Origin of the sequence: Curtobacterium sp. MCBA15_009, assembly GCF_001864895.1 — a bacterium.
Classification (GTDB): domain Bacteria; phylum Actinomycetota; class Actinomycetes; order Actinomycetales; family Microbacteriaceae; genus Curtobacterium.
This window is the reverse complement of record NZ_MJGO01000023.1, coordinates 117,725-130,226: the sequence shown is the minus strand read 5'-3', so window position 1 is coordinate 130,226 and position 12,502 is coordinate 117,725. Positions and strand designations below refer to the sequence as shown.

Here is a 12,502-nt window from a genome sequence, read left to right as displayed (position 1 = left end):
CTCCGCCACGCTGGTCACCGTGCACACGACTCCAGCCCACCCCGGTGGCCGGTGCGAGCCGGACCTCGCCGAACGCTGGTCCGCACCGCCGGACGGCGGCGACGCGTGGGCCTGGGTGCTCGACCGCAGCGCCACCGTCGACCGGCACCTCGTCGCCGTCCACGCCGTCGCCCGCACGGCCGGGGGTGACCTCGTGGTCGACCTCGTCCGTCCGGGTGGGACACCCCTGGCACCGGCGCTCGACCGGATCGGTACCCTGACCACCGGCGTCGCGGTGACCCTGAGCGTGCCGCTGCTCGCGGTGGTCCTCGCTGCACGTGACGGCACCGTGCTGCTCGGCACCGCCGCAGCCGACGACGTCGTGGTGGACGACGCCGGCGCGGTGGTCCTGTGCGACCACCCGCCCGGCGCGACACCGACCGGACCGGGCGCGACGGCCCGACCCTCCCCGGCGACCTCCGACGCCGCACGCACCGCCGCCCTGGCCGCCCGCACGGTGTGGGACCGTGTCGACCCCGCCGATCCCGCTCGCGCGATCGTCGATCCTGCACTCGAGGCAGCCGTCGACGGCGACCGACGCGCGGCGGTCGCCGCGCTCGACGCGGTCCGCGCGAGCGCCGCCCCGCGGCCCTTCCGCTGGGACCCGGCTCCGGCCGACCTGGTCTTCGCGGCACCCGCCCCGGCTCCGACCCCGCCGACACCGTTCGCCCGCCTGCAGGACGCCGTCGAGCACGGGCTGCCGATCGGCGACCGCCGGGTGCCGCTGCGGCGCCTCCTGATCGTGGCCGTCGTCGTCGTCGGCAGCGTCGTCGCCGGCGTCCTGCTCGCCCCGTGAACGACGAGCGCTCGTGGACGACGAGCGCTCGTGGACGACGAGCGCCCGTGGACGACGATGGCCCCGGTCCCACGAAGGGGACCGGGGCCGTCGGCGGTGGTGCGGGTCAGTACCCGAGGTTGGGGGCGAAGTTGCCCGCTTCCAGACGGTTCTTCACCGCGACGAGGTAGCGCGACGCGTCCGCCCCGTCGATGATGCGGTGGTCGTACGACAGCGCGAGGTAGACGAACGACCGGATGGCGATGGCCTCCTGGCCGTCCACCTTCACGACCGCCGGACGCTTCGTCACGATGCCCGTGCCGAGGATCGCCGACTGCGGCAGGAACACGACGGGCGTGTCGAACAGCGCGCCACGCGAACCGGTGTTGGTCAGCGTGAACGTGCCGCCGGCGAGCTCGTCGGGCTTGAGCTGGTTGTTGCGGGTACGCTCGGCCAGGTCCGCGATCGACTTCGAGAACTGTGCGAGGTCGAGCGACGCGGCGTCCTTGATCACCGGGGTGAGCAGGCCGCGCTCGGTGTCCACCGCGATCGAGACGTTCTCGGTCTCCGGGTAGACGATCTCGTCGCCGTCCACGGTCGAGTTGATCTTCGGGTGGGCCTTGAGCGCCTCGGAGGCCGCCAGGGCGAAGAACGGCATGAAGGAGAGCTTCGAACCGGTCTTCTCGAGGAACTCGGCCTTGTTGGCGTCGCGGAACTGGGCCACCTTGGTGACGTCCACCTCGACGACGCTGGTGAGCTGCGCGGTCGACGTCATCGACTGCACGGCACGCTCGGCGACGACCTTGCGCAGGCGCGTCATCTTCTCGCGGGTGCCGCGCAGCGGCGACACCTCGGCGACGAACGGACCGGAGGCGGCGGCGGGTGCTGCCGAGCCGGCGGCGGCCGGGGCCTTCGCGGCGGCGGCGAGCACGTCCTCCTTGCGGACACGCCCGCCGACACCCGAACCGGTGACGGTGGACAGGTCGACGCCCTGCTCGTTGGCGAGCTTCCGGACGAGCGGGGTGACGTAGCCGGAGGCGGCGCCGTCCTGCGTCGGGTTCGGCACCGCGGCGGCGGTGGTGCCACCGGCCGCGGGAGCCGCGGCGGCCGGAGCCGGCACGGCGGCGGGCGGAGCCGGGACGGCGGCGGGCGGCGGAACGGGCGCGGCCTGCGGCACGGGAGCGGCGGCGGGTGGTGCCGACGGGGCCTGCGGTGCTGCGGGCTGGGTCTGACCGGCCGGGGCGGGCTCGGGCTGGGCGGGCGCCGGGGCGGGGGTCTCGGACTCCTGCTCGGTGCTCGGCTCGGCCTCGGGCTCCTCGGCCTCGGCAGCGGCGGCGTTCGACGAGTCCGCGTCGGACGAACCCTGGTCGGAGGAACCGGAGTCGGACGAGCCGGAGCCGTCGCCGATCTTCACGAGGGCGGTACCGACCTCGACGGTCTCGTCCTCGGGGACGAGGATCTCCTCGATGACGCCGGCGATCGGCGACGGGATCTCGGTGTCGACCTTGTCGGTCGAGACCTCGAGCAGCGGCTCGTCGACCTCGACCCGGTCACCGACGTTCTTCAGCCATCGGGTCACCGTGCCCTCGGTGACGCTCTCGCCGAGCGCCGGGAGGTTGACGGATTCGCTCATCGGGTGGACTCCTCTTCGCAGGGGTGGTTCGTGGTGGTGGTCATGGTGTTCACAGGGCGTGCAGCGGCTTGCCCGCGAGGTGCAGGAAGGCCTCGCCGAGGGCTTCGTTCTGGGTGGGGTGGGCGTGCACCAGGGGAGCGACGTCCTCCGGGTGGGCCTCCCAGTTCACGGCGAGCTGTGCCTCGCCGATCAGCTCGCCGACGCGCGCGCCGATCATGCTGACGCCGACGACCGGGCCGTCGACGACACGCACGACCTTCACCGAACCGGAGGTGCCGATGATGTGGCTCTTGCCGTTGCCGGCGAGGTTGTACTCGTACGAGTCCACCTTGTCGGCGCCGTACTGCTCTTCGGCCTTCGACTGCGACAGGCCGACCGAGGCGACCTCGGGGTCGGAGTACGTGACCTTCGGGATGTTCTTGTCCTCGATGATCACCGGGTTGAGCCCGGCGATCTCCTCGGCGACGAACATGCCCTGCTGGAAGCCGCGGTGCGCGAGCTGCAGGCCGGGGACGATGTCGCCGACGGCGTAGACGTTCGGCAGGTTGGTCGCGAGGCGCTCGTTCGTGGTGACGAAGCCACGGTCCATGGCGACGCCGACCTCCTCGAAGCCGACGTTCTGCGTGACCGGGCCGCGACCGACCGCGACGAGGAGGACGTCCCCGTCGAAGGTCTTGCCGTCCTCGAGGGTGACGACGACGCCGTTCTCGTGCTGCTCGACGCCCTGGAACCGGACACCGAGCGAGAACTCGATGCCGCGCTTGCGGAACGCGCGCTCGAGCTGCTTCGACATCGACTCGTCCTCGGCCGGCACGAGGTGCGGGAGCGCCTCGACGATCGTGACCTCGGCGCCGAAGGACTTCCAGACGCTGGCGAACTCGACGCCGATGACGCCGCCGCCCAGGATGACGACCTTGTTCGGCACGTAGTCCATGCGGAGGGCGGTGTCGGAGGTGATCACGCGGCCGCCGATCTCGAGCCCCGGCAGGGACTTCGAGTAGGAGCCGGTCGCGAGCACGACGTTCTTGCCGGTGACGGTCTGGTCGCCCACCTGGACGGTGTTCTGCGACGTCAGGCGGCCCCAGCCCTCGACGACGGTGATGCCGCGGGCCTTGATGAGGCCCTGCAGGCCCTTGTACTTCGAGTTGATGACGCCCTGCTGGTACTCGATGACCTTCGGCACCTCGACGCCGGCGAACTCGGCGATGACGCCGTACTTCTCGGCGTCACGGGTCCCGTCGGCGATCTCGGCGGCGTGCAGCAGCGCCTTGGTGGGGATGCAGCCGCGGTGCAGGCACGTCCCTCCGAGCTTGTCGCCCTCGATGAGCGCGACGCTCATGCCGAGCTCGGCGGCCCGCAGCGCTGCGGCGTACCCACCGCTCCCGCCACCGAGGACCACGACGTCGTAAGTCTGTTCCGTCACCTGGTGCAACTCCCTCGTGCGTGTCGGGCCGGTCGGGCCCGCGTGGACACCGCGGTGGCGGCGTCCGACGGTCGGACCGCGTGGTTCCGGTCCCGTCCCGTGCAGTACCGGTGGGAGGCGCTGCGACGCGCACTGCCCACCGGTACCAAACCTACTACTCGGACTGGAGGTCTTCTGCGAGCGCGATGAGCGTGCGGACCATCACGGCCGTCGCACCCTTGCCGAGCCAGCCGTAGCCGCCGCCCTTGTGCTCCGACGGGCCGGCGATGTCGAGGTGCGCCCACGGGATGCCCTCGCCGACGAAGCGCTCCAGGAACGCGCCGGCCAGCAGCATGCCACCGGCCGTGTTGCCGACGGTGGCGTTGAGCATGTCGGCGATCTCGCTGCCGAGTCGGGCCCCCATCTCCTCGGGCAGCGGCATCGGCCAGATCGGCTCCGCGACGGTGCCGGCGATCGCGCGGACACGCTCGACCAGGTCGTCGCTGCCCATCAGGCCCGTGGTGCGCTCACCGAGCGCGACGACCTGGGCGCCGGTCAGCGTGGCGACGTCGACGATCGCGTCGGGGTGCTCGAGCGATGCAGCGGCCATCGCGTCGCCGAGCACGAGACGGCCCTCGGCGTCGGTGTTCGTCACCTCGACGGTCTTGCCGTTCTTCAGCGTCAGGACGTCGCCCGGGCGGGTCGCCGAACCCGAGGGCATGTTCTCGGCGAGGGCGAGCCAGGCGGTCACGCGCACGTCGAGCCCGAGCCGGGCGGCGGCGACGGTGGCGGCCAGGACGGTCGCGGCACCGGTCATGTCGGTCTTCATGCCGAGCATCGACGCGGCCGGCTTGAGCGAGAGGCCGCCCGAGTCGAAGGTGATGCCCTTGCCGACGAGGGCGAGGTGCTTCGTCGCCGACTCCGGTGCGTAGCGGACGACCACGAGCCGCGGCGGGCGGACCGAGCCGCGGCCGACGCCGAGGATGCCCCCGAAGCCCTGCTCCTCGAGCGCGTGCTCGTCGAGCACCTCGACGGTAAGCGGCAGGCCGTCGGCGAGTCCGGTGGCGACGTCGGCCACGTCGGACGGACCGAGGTCGCCGGCGGCGGTGTTCACGAGGTCACGGACGAGGGCGGCGGCGTCGCCGACGACGGTCGGGCGCACGGTCGCGTCGGTGACGTCGGCGGGGGCCACGACCTCGATGCGCTGCTCACCGCGGGTCGGGCCGGTGCTGCCGGCGCCCTTGTGACGCGTGAAGGCGTAGGCGCCGAGCGCGGCGCCCTCGAGCGCGGCGTCGACGAGCTCCGCGGAGTCGGTCGGCAGCGCGAGGACGATCGAGGCGGCGTGCGGGAGCTGGCGGACGGCGCTGCCGGCCGCTGCGCGGACCGCTGCGGCGTCGGCGGACGAGCCGAGCCCGACGAGCGCGATCGACGACGCCGTGACGCCGGTGCCCGGGATGCGCACGAGCTGGTCCTTGGCGCCCGTGACGCCGATCGCGGCGAGGTCGAGGTCGGCGAGGGCCGCCACGGCACCGAGCGCGCTCGGCGCGACGGTCGCACCGGCCGTCGCGTCGGCGGCGGCACCCGACGGAGCGGGGCGGACCCCGACGACGAGGACGTCGGCGGCGGTGGTCTCGGGGGAGGAAGTGGTGGTGGAGAGCGTCGGTCGGACCATGCTCCAAGCCTATCCACGCGGTGTTCGCTGACGGCGTGGCCTGCGCGCACGGGACCGTCGGACGCCCCGCCTAGCATGGGGACGGTGAACCACCCCGAGGAGCTCTACACCTTCGACCCGGACGCCCCGAGCGTCCCCGTCGGGCTGCACCTGGTCGCCGGACTGACCGGGTTCGCCGACGCCGGCGCCGCGGTCGCGCAGGTCACCACCTCGGTCCTCGAGGACCTGGACACCCAGCTCGTCGCCGAGTTCGACCCCGACGCCCTGCTCGACTGGCGAGCCCGTCGGCCGGTGATCACCTTCGAGCACGACCACATCGCCGCGGTCGAGCCGCCGCGCCTCACGCTGCACCTCGTCCGTGACGAGATCGGGCAGCCGTTCCTCTTCCTGTCGGGCTACGAGCCGGACTTCCAGTGGAACCGGTTCGTCCGCGCCGTCACCGAGCTCGCCGAGCGCCTGCAGGTCGTCGACACGACGTGGGTGCAGGCGATCCCGATGCCGGTGCCGCACACCCGGCCGATCAACCTCACCGTGTCCGGCACCCGGGCCGACCTCGTCGAGCAGATGAGCGTCTGGAAGCCCGAGACCCAGGCGCCGGCGAACGTCCTGCACCTCGTCGAGCACCGCCTGGCCGAGTCCGGCGCCCAGGTCACCGGGCTGGTGCTGCTCGTGCCGCACTACCTGTCCGACACCGAGTTCCCCGACGCCGCCGTCGCGGCGCTGTCCGGCATCGCGGCCGCCACCGGCCTCATCTTCCCGACCGACGCCCTGCGTGAGTCGGGTCGCGAGTTCCTGACGCGGGTCGACGAGCAGGTGGCCGGCAACGGCGAGCTCGAACGGCTCGTCTCCGTGCTCGAGGAACGCCACGACACCTACATGGAGGGCAACCCGGTCGGGTCGCCGCTGACCGGCGTCGACGGTCAGGTCCCGACGGCCGACGCGATCGCCGCCGAGCTCGAGCGCTTCCTCGCCGACCGCCGGAGCCAGGGCGAGCCCGGGGAGTGACCGGCCAGGAGGCCCGGGGGGCCTCCGCCACGCACGTCGCCACCGAGCGCGACATGCGTCGTCCATCCGCCCCGCGTCGCCGAGACCGGCAGGCGTCCCCGAGGGGCACCGGCGTCGGTAGCCTGTCCTGGTGAACTCCCGTCGTGCCTTCCTCATCTGGGGGGTCGCGGTCCTCGCCTACGTCCTCGCCGTCGTGCAGCGCTCCTCGCTCGGGGTGTCCGGTGTCGACGCCCAGGAGCGGTTCGCGGTCTCCGCAGCGGTGCTGTCCACCCTCGCCGTGGTGCAGATCGCCGTGTACGCCGCCCTGCAGATCCCGGTGGGGATCGCCCTCGACCGCATCGGACCCCGCCGGCTGCTCGTCATCGGTGCCGTCCTGCTCGTCGTCGGCCAGGCGGTGGTCGCGGTCTCGCCGTCGATCGTGCCGGCGATCGCGGGCCGCGTGTTGGTCGGTGCCGGCGACGCGATGACGTTCATCTCGGTCATCCGGCTCGTCCCGATGTGGTTCAGCGGCCGGATCCTGCCGCAGATCTCCCAGTGGACCGGCAACCTCGGCCAGGTCGGCCAGATCCTGTCGGCGTTCCCCTTCGCGGTGCTCCTGCACACGGCGGGGTGGACCCCCGCGTTCGGCGTCGCCGCGGCCGCGAGCGCGGTCGGGCTCGTGCTCGTCGTCGTCTTCGTGCGGAACGGTCCGGTCCCCGCGCGGACCGGGTCCATCCCGCTCCCGGGTTCCTGGGGCGGTGCGTTCCGGACGTTCGGGCACGCGCTCCGCCGCCCCGGTACCCAGCTCGGGTTCTGGTCGCACTACGTCACGCAGTCGTCCGGGACCGTGTTCTCGCTGCTCTGGGGCGTGCCGATGCTGCGCGGGCTCGGCTACACCCCCGGCGAGGCCGCGGGGTTCCTCACCGTGATCGTGCTCGTCGGCTTCGTCGCCGGTCCCGCGCTCGGCGTGCTCTGCGCCCGCTTCCCGATGCGGCGGTCGAACCTGGTGCTCGGGGCGGTCGTCCTGCTCGCCGTGGTGTGGACGGCGATCCTGCTCTGGCCGGGGCACCCGCCGACCTGGCTGCTCGTGCTGCTGGTCGTCGCCATGGGCATCGGCGGCCCGGGATCGCTCATCGGGTTCGACTTCGCGCGCACCTTCAACCCCGTCGGGTCGCTCGGCTCGGCGAACGGCATCGTCAACGTCGGCGGGTTCCTGGCGGCCTTCGTGATGATGTACCTCATCGGGCTGGTGCTCGACGTCGCGGCCGGGGTCACCGGCGAGACCGTCTTCGCGTGGGACAACTTCCGCGTCGCGCTCACCGTGCAGTACCTCGTCGTCGGGTTCGGGGTCGCCATGTTGCTGCACGCACGCCACCGGACACGGCGCCAGCTGCACGCCGAAGAGGGAATACGCGTCGGCCCGCTCTGGGTTGCCCTCGTTGCACGCCTGCGGAAGCGGTCCGTGCAATAATGATCACGGACCCGTTCGGGCCCCCTTGTCCGCCAGTGCTCTCCAGAGCGCCGTCGAACGCGGGGGACTTGACATGGGTCCTAGTGCTGCCCGGAACGGTAGGACTCGTCCGACGCGGGGAACCGCGGCGCGGGGCCTGGGGCGGCGAGGGAGGCCACGACCCCACGAACGTGGCACGACGAGAGAGGTGATCGCATGGCTGCCCGGAGCACGACGATCGATCCCACGAAGGACAACGCACCCGAGGGCACCGCGGACGAGACCGCGGAGACCGAGGGCACGGCCGCGCCGAAGAAGCGCGCCACGAAGGCCCCCGCCAAGAAGGCACCGGCGAAGAAGGCCGCCCCGAAGGCGAAGAAGACCGACGCCGTCGACGAGGCCATCGCCTCCGACGAGCCCGTCGAGGAGCCGACCGACGAAGCCGACGAGACCGAGGACAAGACGGTCAAGCCGGACGCCGCAGCGGCGGTGGCCGCCGGTGCACTCGTCATCTCGCAGACCGACGACGACGAGGCGCCGGTCTACTCGACGACCATCACCGGTGCGACCGCCGACCCGGTCAAGGACTACCTGAAGCAGATCGGCAAGGTCGCCCTGCTCAACGCCGAGCAGGAGGTCGAGCTCGCGATGCGCATCGAGGCCGGCCTGTTCGCCGAGGACAAGCTGCAGCACGCGACCGGGCTCTCGAAGCCCGCCGAGCGCGAGCTGCGCTGGGTCGCCCGCGACGGTCAGCGTGCGAAGTCGCACCTGCTCGGCGCGAACCTCCGCCTGGTCGTGTCGCTCGCCAAGCGCTACACCGGCCGCGGCATGCAGTTCCTCGACCTCATCCAGGAGGGCAACCTGGGCCTGATCCGTGCGGTCGAGAAGTTCGACTACACCAAGGGCTTCAAGTTCTCGACCTACGCGACGTGGTGGATCCGCCAGGCAATCACCCGTGCCATGGCCGACCAGGCCCGCACCATCCGCATCCCGGTGCACATGGTCGAGGTCATCAACAAGCTCGCCCGCGTCCAGCGTCAGATGCTGCAGGACCTCGGTCGCGAACCCACCCCGGAAGAGCTCGCCCGCGAGCTCGACATGACCCCGGAGAAGGTCGTCGAGGTCCAGAAGTACGGCCGTGAGCCGATCTCGCTGCACACGCCCCTGGGCGAGGACGGCGACTCGGAGTTCGGTGACCTCATCGAGGACACCGAGGCGGTCGTGCCGGCCGACGCGGTGGGCTTCACGATGCTGCAGAAGCAGCTCGAGAGCCTGCTCGACTCCCTGTCCGAGCGCGAGGCCGGTGTCATCCGCATGCGCTTCGGCCTCGGTGACGGCCAGCCGAAGACCCTCGACCAGATCGGTGACACGTTCGGCGTGACGCGCGAGCGCATCCGTCAGATCGAGTCGAAGACGATGGCGAAGCTCCGCCACCCGTCCCGGTCCCAGTCGCTCCGCGACTACCTCGAGTAAGCCGGCATGCGGTTCTTCATCCCGATCCTGATCGGGCGGATCCTCCGCGCCCTCGCCCGTGCGCGGGGCGGCGGGTCCGCCTACCCGGGCTACATCGTGCTCAAGCTCGTGCCGGAGTTCCTGCAGCACGTGACGAAGCAGTTCCCGAACGGCGTCGTCTTCGTGCTCGGCTCCAACGGCAAGTCGACGACGACGCACATGATCTCGGACATCGTCCGGGCCCACGGGCTGCGGGTCTTCACGAACCCCTCCGGTGCGAACCTGCCGCAGGGCATCGCGTCGGCGCTGCTGTCCGAGGTTTCGCTGACCGGCAAGCTCAAGGCGGACATCGGCATCCTCGAGGTCGACGAGGCCTTCGCGGTCGAGCTCGCCGGCATCCTGTCGCCGTCGACGGTCACGATGCTCAACGTCCAGGTCGACCAGCTCTACCGGTTCTTCGAGACCGAGCGCGTCGCGGACATGATGCTCGACACGGCTGCCCTGGCGTCGCGCAACGTCATCACGAACCGTGACGACCAGTTCCTCGACGCCTACGCCACGTCCGGCGACCAGCGTGTGCTGCGCTTCGGCGCGAGCGCCGAGGTCGTCGCTGCGGCCCCGAACGGTCTGCAGAACGCCGACGACTTCGACCGCCAGGACGGTCAGGCGAACGAGGCGGACGCCGAGGTCGTCGTGAACACCGGCGACGGCGCGACGATCCGCTTCGACGGCGCCGAGATCCCGGTCCGTCTGCCGGCCCGTGGCCTGCACTACGCGGTCGACGCCGCCGCGGCCACCGCGACGGCGAGTGCCGCCCTCGGCGCGCAGTTCCGCGCGGACGCCGTGACCAAGGCCTTCGGCACGATGAAGCCGGCGTACGGCCGTGGCGAGCGGCTGCCCATCGCGGGTGAGTCCGCCGAGTTCACGATGTTCAAGAACGCCGCGAGCCTGCAGCTCAACCTCGACGCCCTGCCGGACCAGCCCGAGCAGGTCCTCATGGCGATCGACGAGGGCACGCCCGACATCTCCTGGATCTACGACATCGACTTCTCGAAGCTCGACCACGTGGACGTCGTCTCCGGTGACAAGGCGTGGCAGATCGCGATCGCGCTCGAGCATGCCGGTGTCCGCATCGGCCGGGTCGAGCCCGACGTCGAGGCAGCCATCAAGCACATGGAGCAGCTCGGCTCGACGACCCGCGGGACGAAGAACTTCATCGTCAACTACGAGATCATGATGATCGCCCGCAAGGCCCTCGGCCACCCGGACATGGAGAAGACCGCATGACGGCCGACCGGCTGACCATCCTGCACGTCTACCCCCGTCAGATGGGCGTCTCGGGGGACCGCGGCAACGTCGCGGCCATCGTCCGCCGCGCAGCCGCAGCGGACATCGCGACCGAGGTCGTCGAGTACGCACCCGGCGACGTGCTCCCCACGACGGCCGACGTCGTCGTGATCGGCAACGGGCCGCTCAGCGCGATGCGGTCACTCGGCGCCGACGTCACCCGCATCGCGGAACCGCTCCGTGCCCTCGCCGCATCGGGCGTGCCGGTCGTGGCGGTCGGCGGCGGGTTCGACCTCGCGACGAACGAGGTCGTGCCCACCGAGGGAGCGCCCGTGCAGGGCTTCGGTGTGTTCGACGCCCGCGCCGTCCGAGGTGCGGAGCGTCGGGTCAACTACTTCGTCCTCGACACCCGCTACCCGCTGCTGCCGGGAGCGCCGACGCGCCTCGCCGGCTTCGAGGACCACGCGACGCGCATCGAGCTCGCAGACGGCGTCGTCCCCTTCGCGGACGTCGTGTCCGGCGGCGGCAACCAGGCCGGTTCCCCGGTCGAGGGCGCGATCGTCGGGACCTCGTTCGGCACCCACACCCAGGGGCCGATCCTGCCGCTCAACCCGCAGCTCACCGACGGTGTGCTCGCCGCGGCGACGACGCGCCTCGGTCGGGAGTACGCGCCCGACCCCGAGGGGACGGCGGCCATCGACCGCTACGCCCGCGAGGCACGCGCGACCGTCGACCGCTACGTCGACAAGGCGTTCAAGCGCATCGCCTGACGTCGAGATCGATCGACGCCGACGAAGGCCGGGTCCGGGAGGGCCCGGCCTTCGTCGTGCCCGGCACGATGGCAACGGACGGCAACGCCTTCCCCACTCGACCAACATCTGAAATGTCGGAGACTGGAAAGGGAGGCTTCATGCACCACAACAAATTCGTCCTCGCCCTGGTCGGTGCGCTCGTCGTGACCATCACTACCGCCGGAGCGGTCGTCCGAACCGCTCCTGCGGAGGCAGCATCAACGCGGATCAGTTCGGCCTGCAGTGCCGTGCCGACGACCACGACCGAGTTCGACGGGATACCGGGGACCATCTTCTACAAGCGACTCCAGTGCCTCGGCACCATGGCACCGGGGCAGTGGGCCTACAGCGGGCCGATCGATGGGGTGATGGGTCCGAACTCCTGGAAGGCAGCATCGGCGCAGCTCGCCCGCGGTGGGTACTACGACGCACCTGCTCTGTACGGATGGGAAAGCGCCGATGTCGTGAAAGCCCTGCAGCGGTGGGCTGCCGCGCACGGCCGGTACAGCGGACCGATCGACGGTGTGTGGGGCCCGAACAGTTACCGTGGCGCGGCCTGGGCGTTGAACCGCGAGTTCTGACGCGAGCACAGAACGACAGGAGGCGCGGTGCCCGCTGGCACCGCGCCTCCTGTCCGTCGCTCTGAACGCTACTTCGACTCGTAGAGTCGGCTGCTCTCGTCGTGCCACTCGATGGCGGTCGCCGCGAGCTTGTCCTTGAACTCGGCGCCGTGGTGGGCGCAGAAGAAGAGCTCGCCGCTCGACATGGTGGCTCGGATGTAGGCCTGCGCCCCGCAGCTGTCGCAACGGTCGGCGGCGGTCAGCTGGTGGTTGCTGACTTCGTCGATGGAGGGGTCCTGCACGGTCTGGGTCATTGCTGTGCTCCTCACGGATCGCAGGTGGTGCCGGGTGGTTGCACCATTTCAACACGTGATGCCTGAGAACGATGCATCCTGCAGCACTGTTTCGCTCAGCGCGGACCGGTTGTCCCCAGTGCGAGTGTCCTCGTCAGGGGTGT

At 71.3% G+C, this 12,502-nt stretch carries 11 protein-coding genes; 7 read left to right on the top strand and 4 right to left on the bottom strand.

Features of this window, described 5'->3' with window-relative positions; genetic code table 11:
- Window positions 1-19 precede the first annotated feature (19 nt).
- Window positions 20-835: a hypothetical protein gene (locus BIU97_RS06280; RefSeq protein ID WP_071297255.1), complete on the top strand. Its 816-nt coding sequence runs from the start codon at window positions 20-22 to the stop codon at window positions 833-835.
- Between the two features lie 106 nt (window positions 836-941).
- Here BIU97_RS06280 and sucB read toward each other — a convergent pair whose 3' ends face one another.
- The 3 genes from sucB to BIU97_RS06265 form a co-directional block, all read right to left on the bottom strand.
- Entirely contained in the window at window positions 942-2,447 is a 1,506-nt protein-coding gene (gene sucB, locus BIU97_RS06275) for a 2-oxoglutarate dehydrogenase, E2 component, dihydrolipoamide succinyltransferase (RefSeq protein WP_071255039.1), read from the bottom strand.
- Between the two features lie 49 nt (window positions 2,448-2,496).
- Entirely contained in the window at window positions 2,497-3,870 is a 1,374-nt protein-coding gene (gene lpdA, locus BIU97_RS06270) for a dihydrolipoyl dehydrogenase (RefSeq protein WP_071255041.1), read from the bottom strand.
- 154 nt (window positions 3,871-4,024) lie between these two features.
- Window positions 4,025-5,521, bottom strand: a complete 1,497-nt coding sequence (locus BIU97_RS06265) for a leucyl aminopeptidase (protein ID WP_071255043.1) — start codon at window positions 5,519-5,521, stop codon at window positions 4,025-4,027.
- A 75-nt stretch (window positions 5,522-5,596) separates the two neighbouring features.
- On the opposite strand from BIU97_RS06265, the gene BIU97_RS06260 reads away from it, so the two are divergent.
- The 6 genes from BIU97_RS06260 to BIU97_RS06235 all read left to right on the top strand — a co-directional run bounded on the left by BIU97_RS06260 (window position 5,597) and on the right by BIU97_RS06235 (window position 12,066).
- A complete protein-coding gene (locus tag BIU97_RS06260) occupies window positions 5,597-6,526 on the top strand; it encodes a proteasome assembly chaperone family protein (protein WP_071255045.1) in 930 nt (309 codons plus the stop codon).
- A gap of 130 nt (window positions 6,527-6,656) precedes the next feature.
- Window positions 6,657-7,976 (top strand): MFS transporter, encoded by a 1,320-nt coding sequence (locus BIU97_RS06255; RefSeq protein ID WP_071255047.1) that lies wholly within the window; start codon window positions 6,657-6,659, stop codon window positions 7,974-7,976.
- Between the two features lie 195 nt (window positions 7,977-8,171).
- Entirely contained in the window at window positions 8,172-9,428 is a 1,257-nt protein-coding gene (locus BIU97_RS06250; RefSeq protein WP_111041774.1) for an RNA polymerase sigma factor, read from the top strand.
- Window positions 9,429-9,434: 6 nt separating this feature from the next.
- Window positions 9,435-10,694, top strand: a complete 1,260-nt coding sequence (locus BIU97_RS06245; RefSeq protein ID WP_071255049.1) for a MurT ligase domain-containing protein — start codon at window positions 9,435-9,437, stop codon at window positions 10,692-10,694.
- A complete protein-coding gene (locus tag BIU97_RS06240; RefSeq protein WP_071255053.1) occupies window positions 10,691-11,464 on the top strand; it encodes a type 1 glutamine amidotransferase in 774 nt (257 codons plus the stop codon). Before BIU97_RS06245 ends, BIU97_RS06240 begins: the two co-directional genes overlap by 4 nt.
- 140 nt (window positions 11,465-11,604) lie before the next feature.
- Complete coding sequence (locus tag BIU97_RS06235) at window positions 11,605-12,066, top strand: hypothetical protein (RefSeq protein ID WP_139195927.1); 462 nt, start codon at window positions 11,605-11,607, stop codon at window positions 12,064-12,066.
- Between the two features lie 68 nt (window positions 12,067-12,134).
- Here BIU97_RS06235 and BIU97_RS06230 read toward each other — a convergent pair whose 3' ends face one another.
- Window positions 12,135-12,359 carry a DUF7455 domain-containing protein gene (locus tag BIU97_RS06230; protein WP_071255055.1) on the bottom strand — a complete coding sequence of 75 codons (225 nt, stop codon included), beginning with the start codon at window positions 12,357-12,359 and terminating at the stop codon, window positions 12,135-12,137.
- Between the last annotated feature and the right edge of the window lie 143 nt (window positions 12,360-12,502).

What these genes read in the sequence shown, in the direction of transcription:
- sucB (WP_071255039.1), bottom strand. Translation starts at nt 2,447, where the DNA reads ATGAGCGAATCCGTCAACCTCCCGGCGCTCGGCGAGAGCGTCACCGAG.
- BIU97_RS06265 (WP_071255043.1), bottom strand. Translation starts at nt 5,521, where the DNA reads ATGGTCCGACCGACGCTCTCCACCACCACTTCCTCCCCCGAGACCACC.
- BIU97_RS06260 (WP_071255045.1), top strand. Translation starts at nt 5,597, where the DNA reads ATGGGGACGGTGAACCACCCCGAGGAGCTCTACACCTTCGACCCGGAC.
- BIU97_RS06250 (WP_111041774.1), top strand. Translation starts at nt 8,172, where the DNA reads ATGGCTGCCCGGAGCACGACGATCGATCCCACGAAGGACAACGCACCC.
- BIU97_RS06245 (WP_071255049.1), top strand. Translation starts at nt 9,435, where the DNA reads ATGCGGTTCTTCATCCCGATCCTGATCGGGCGGATCCTCCGCGCCCTC.
- BIU97_RS06240 (WP_071255053.1), top strand. Translation starts at nt 10,691, where the DNA reads ATGACGGCCGACCGGCTGACCATCCTGCACGTCTACCCCCGTCAGATG.
- BIU97_RS06235 (WP_139195927.1), top strand. Translation starts at nt 11,605, where the DNA reads ATGCACCACAACAAATTCGTCCTCGCCCTGGTCGGTGCGCTCGTCGTG.
- BIU97_RS06230 (WP_071255055.1), bottom strand. Translation starts at nt 12,359, where the DNA reads ATGACCCAGACCGTGCAGGACCCCTCCATCGACGAAGTCAGCAACCAC.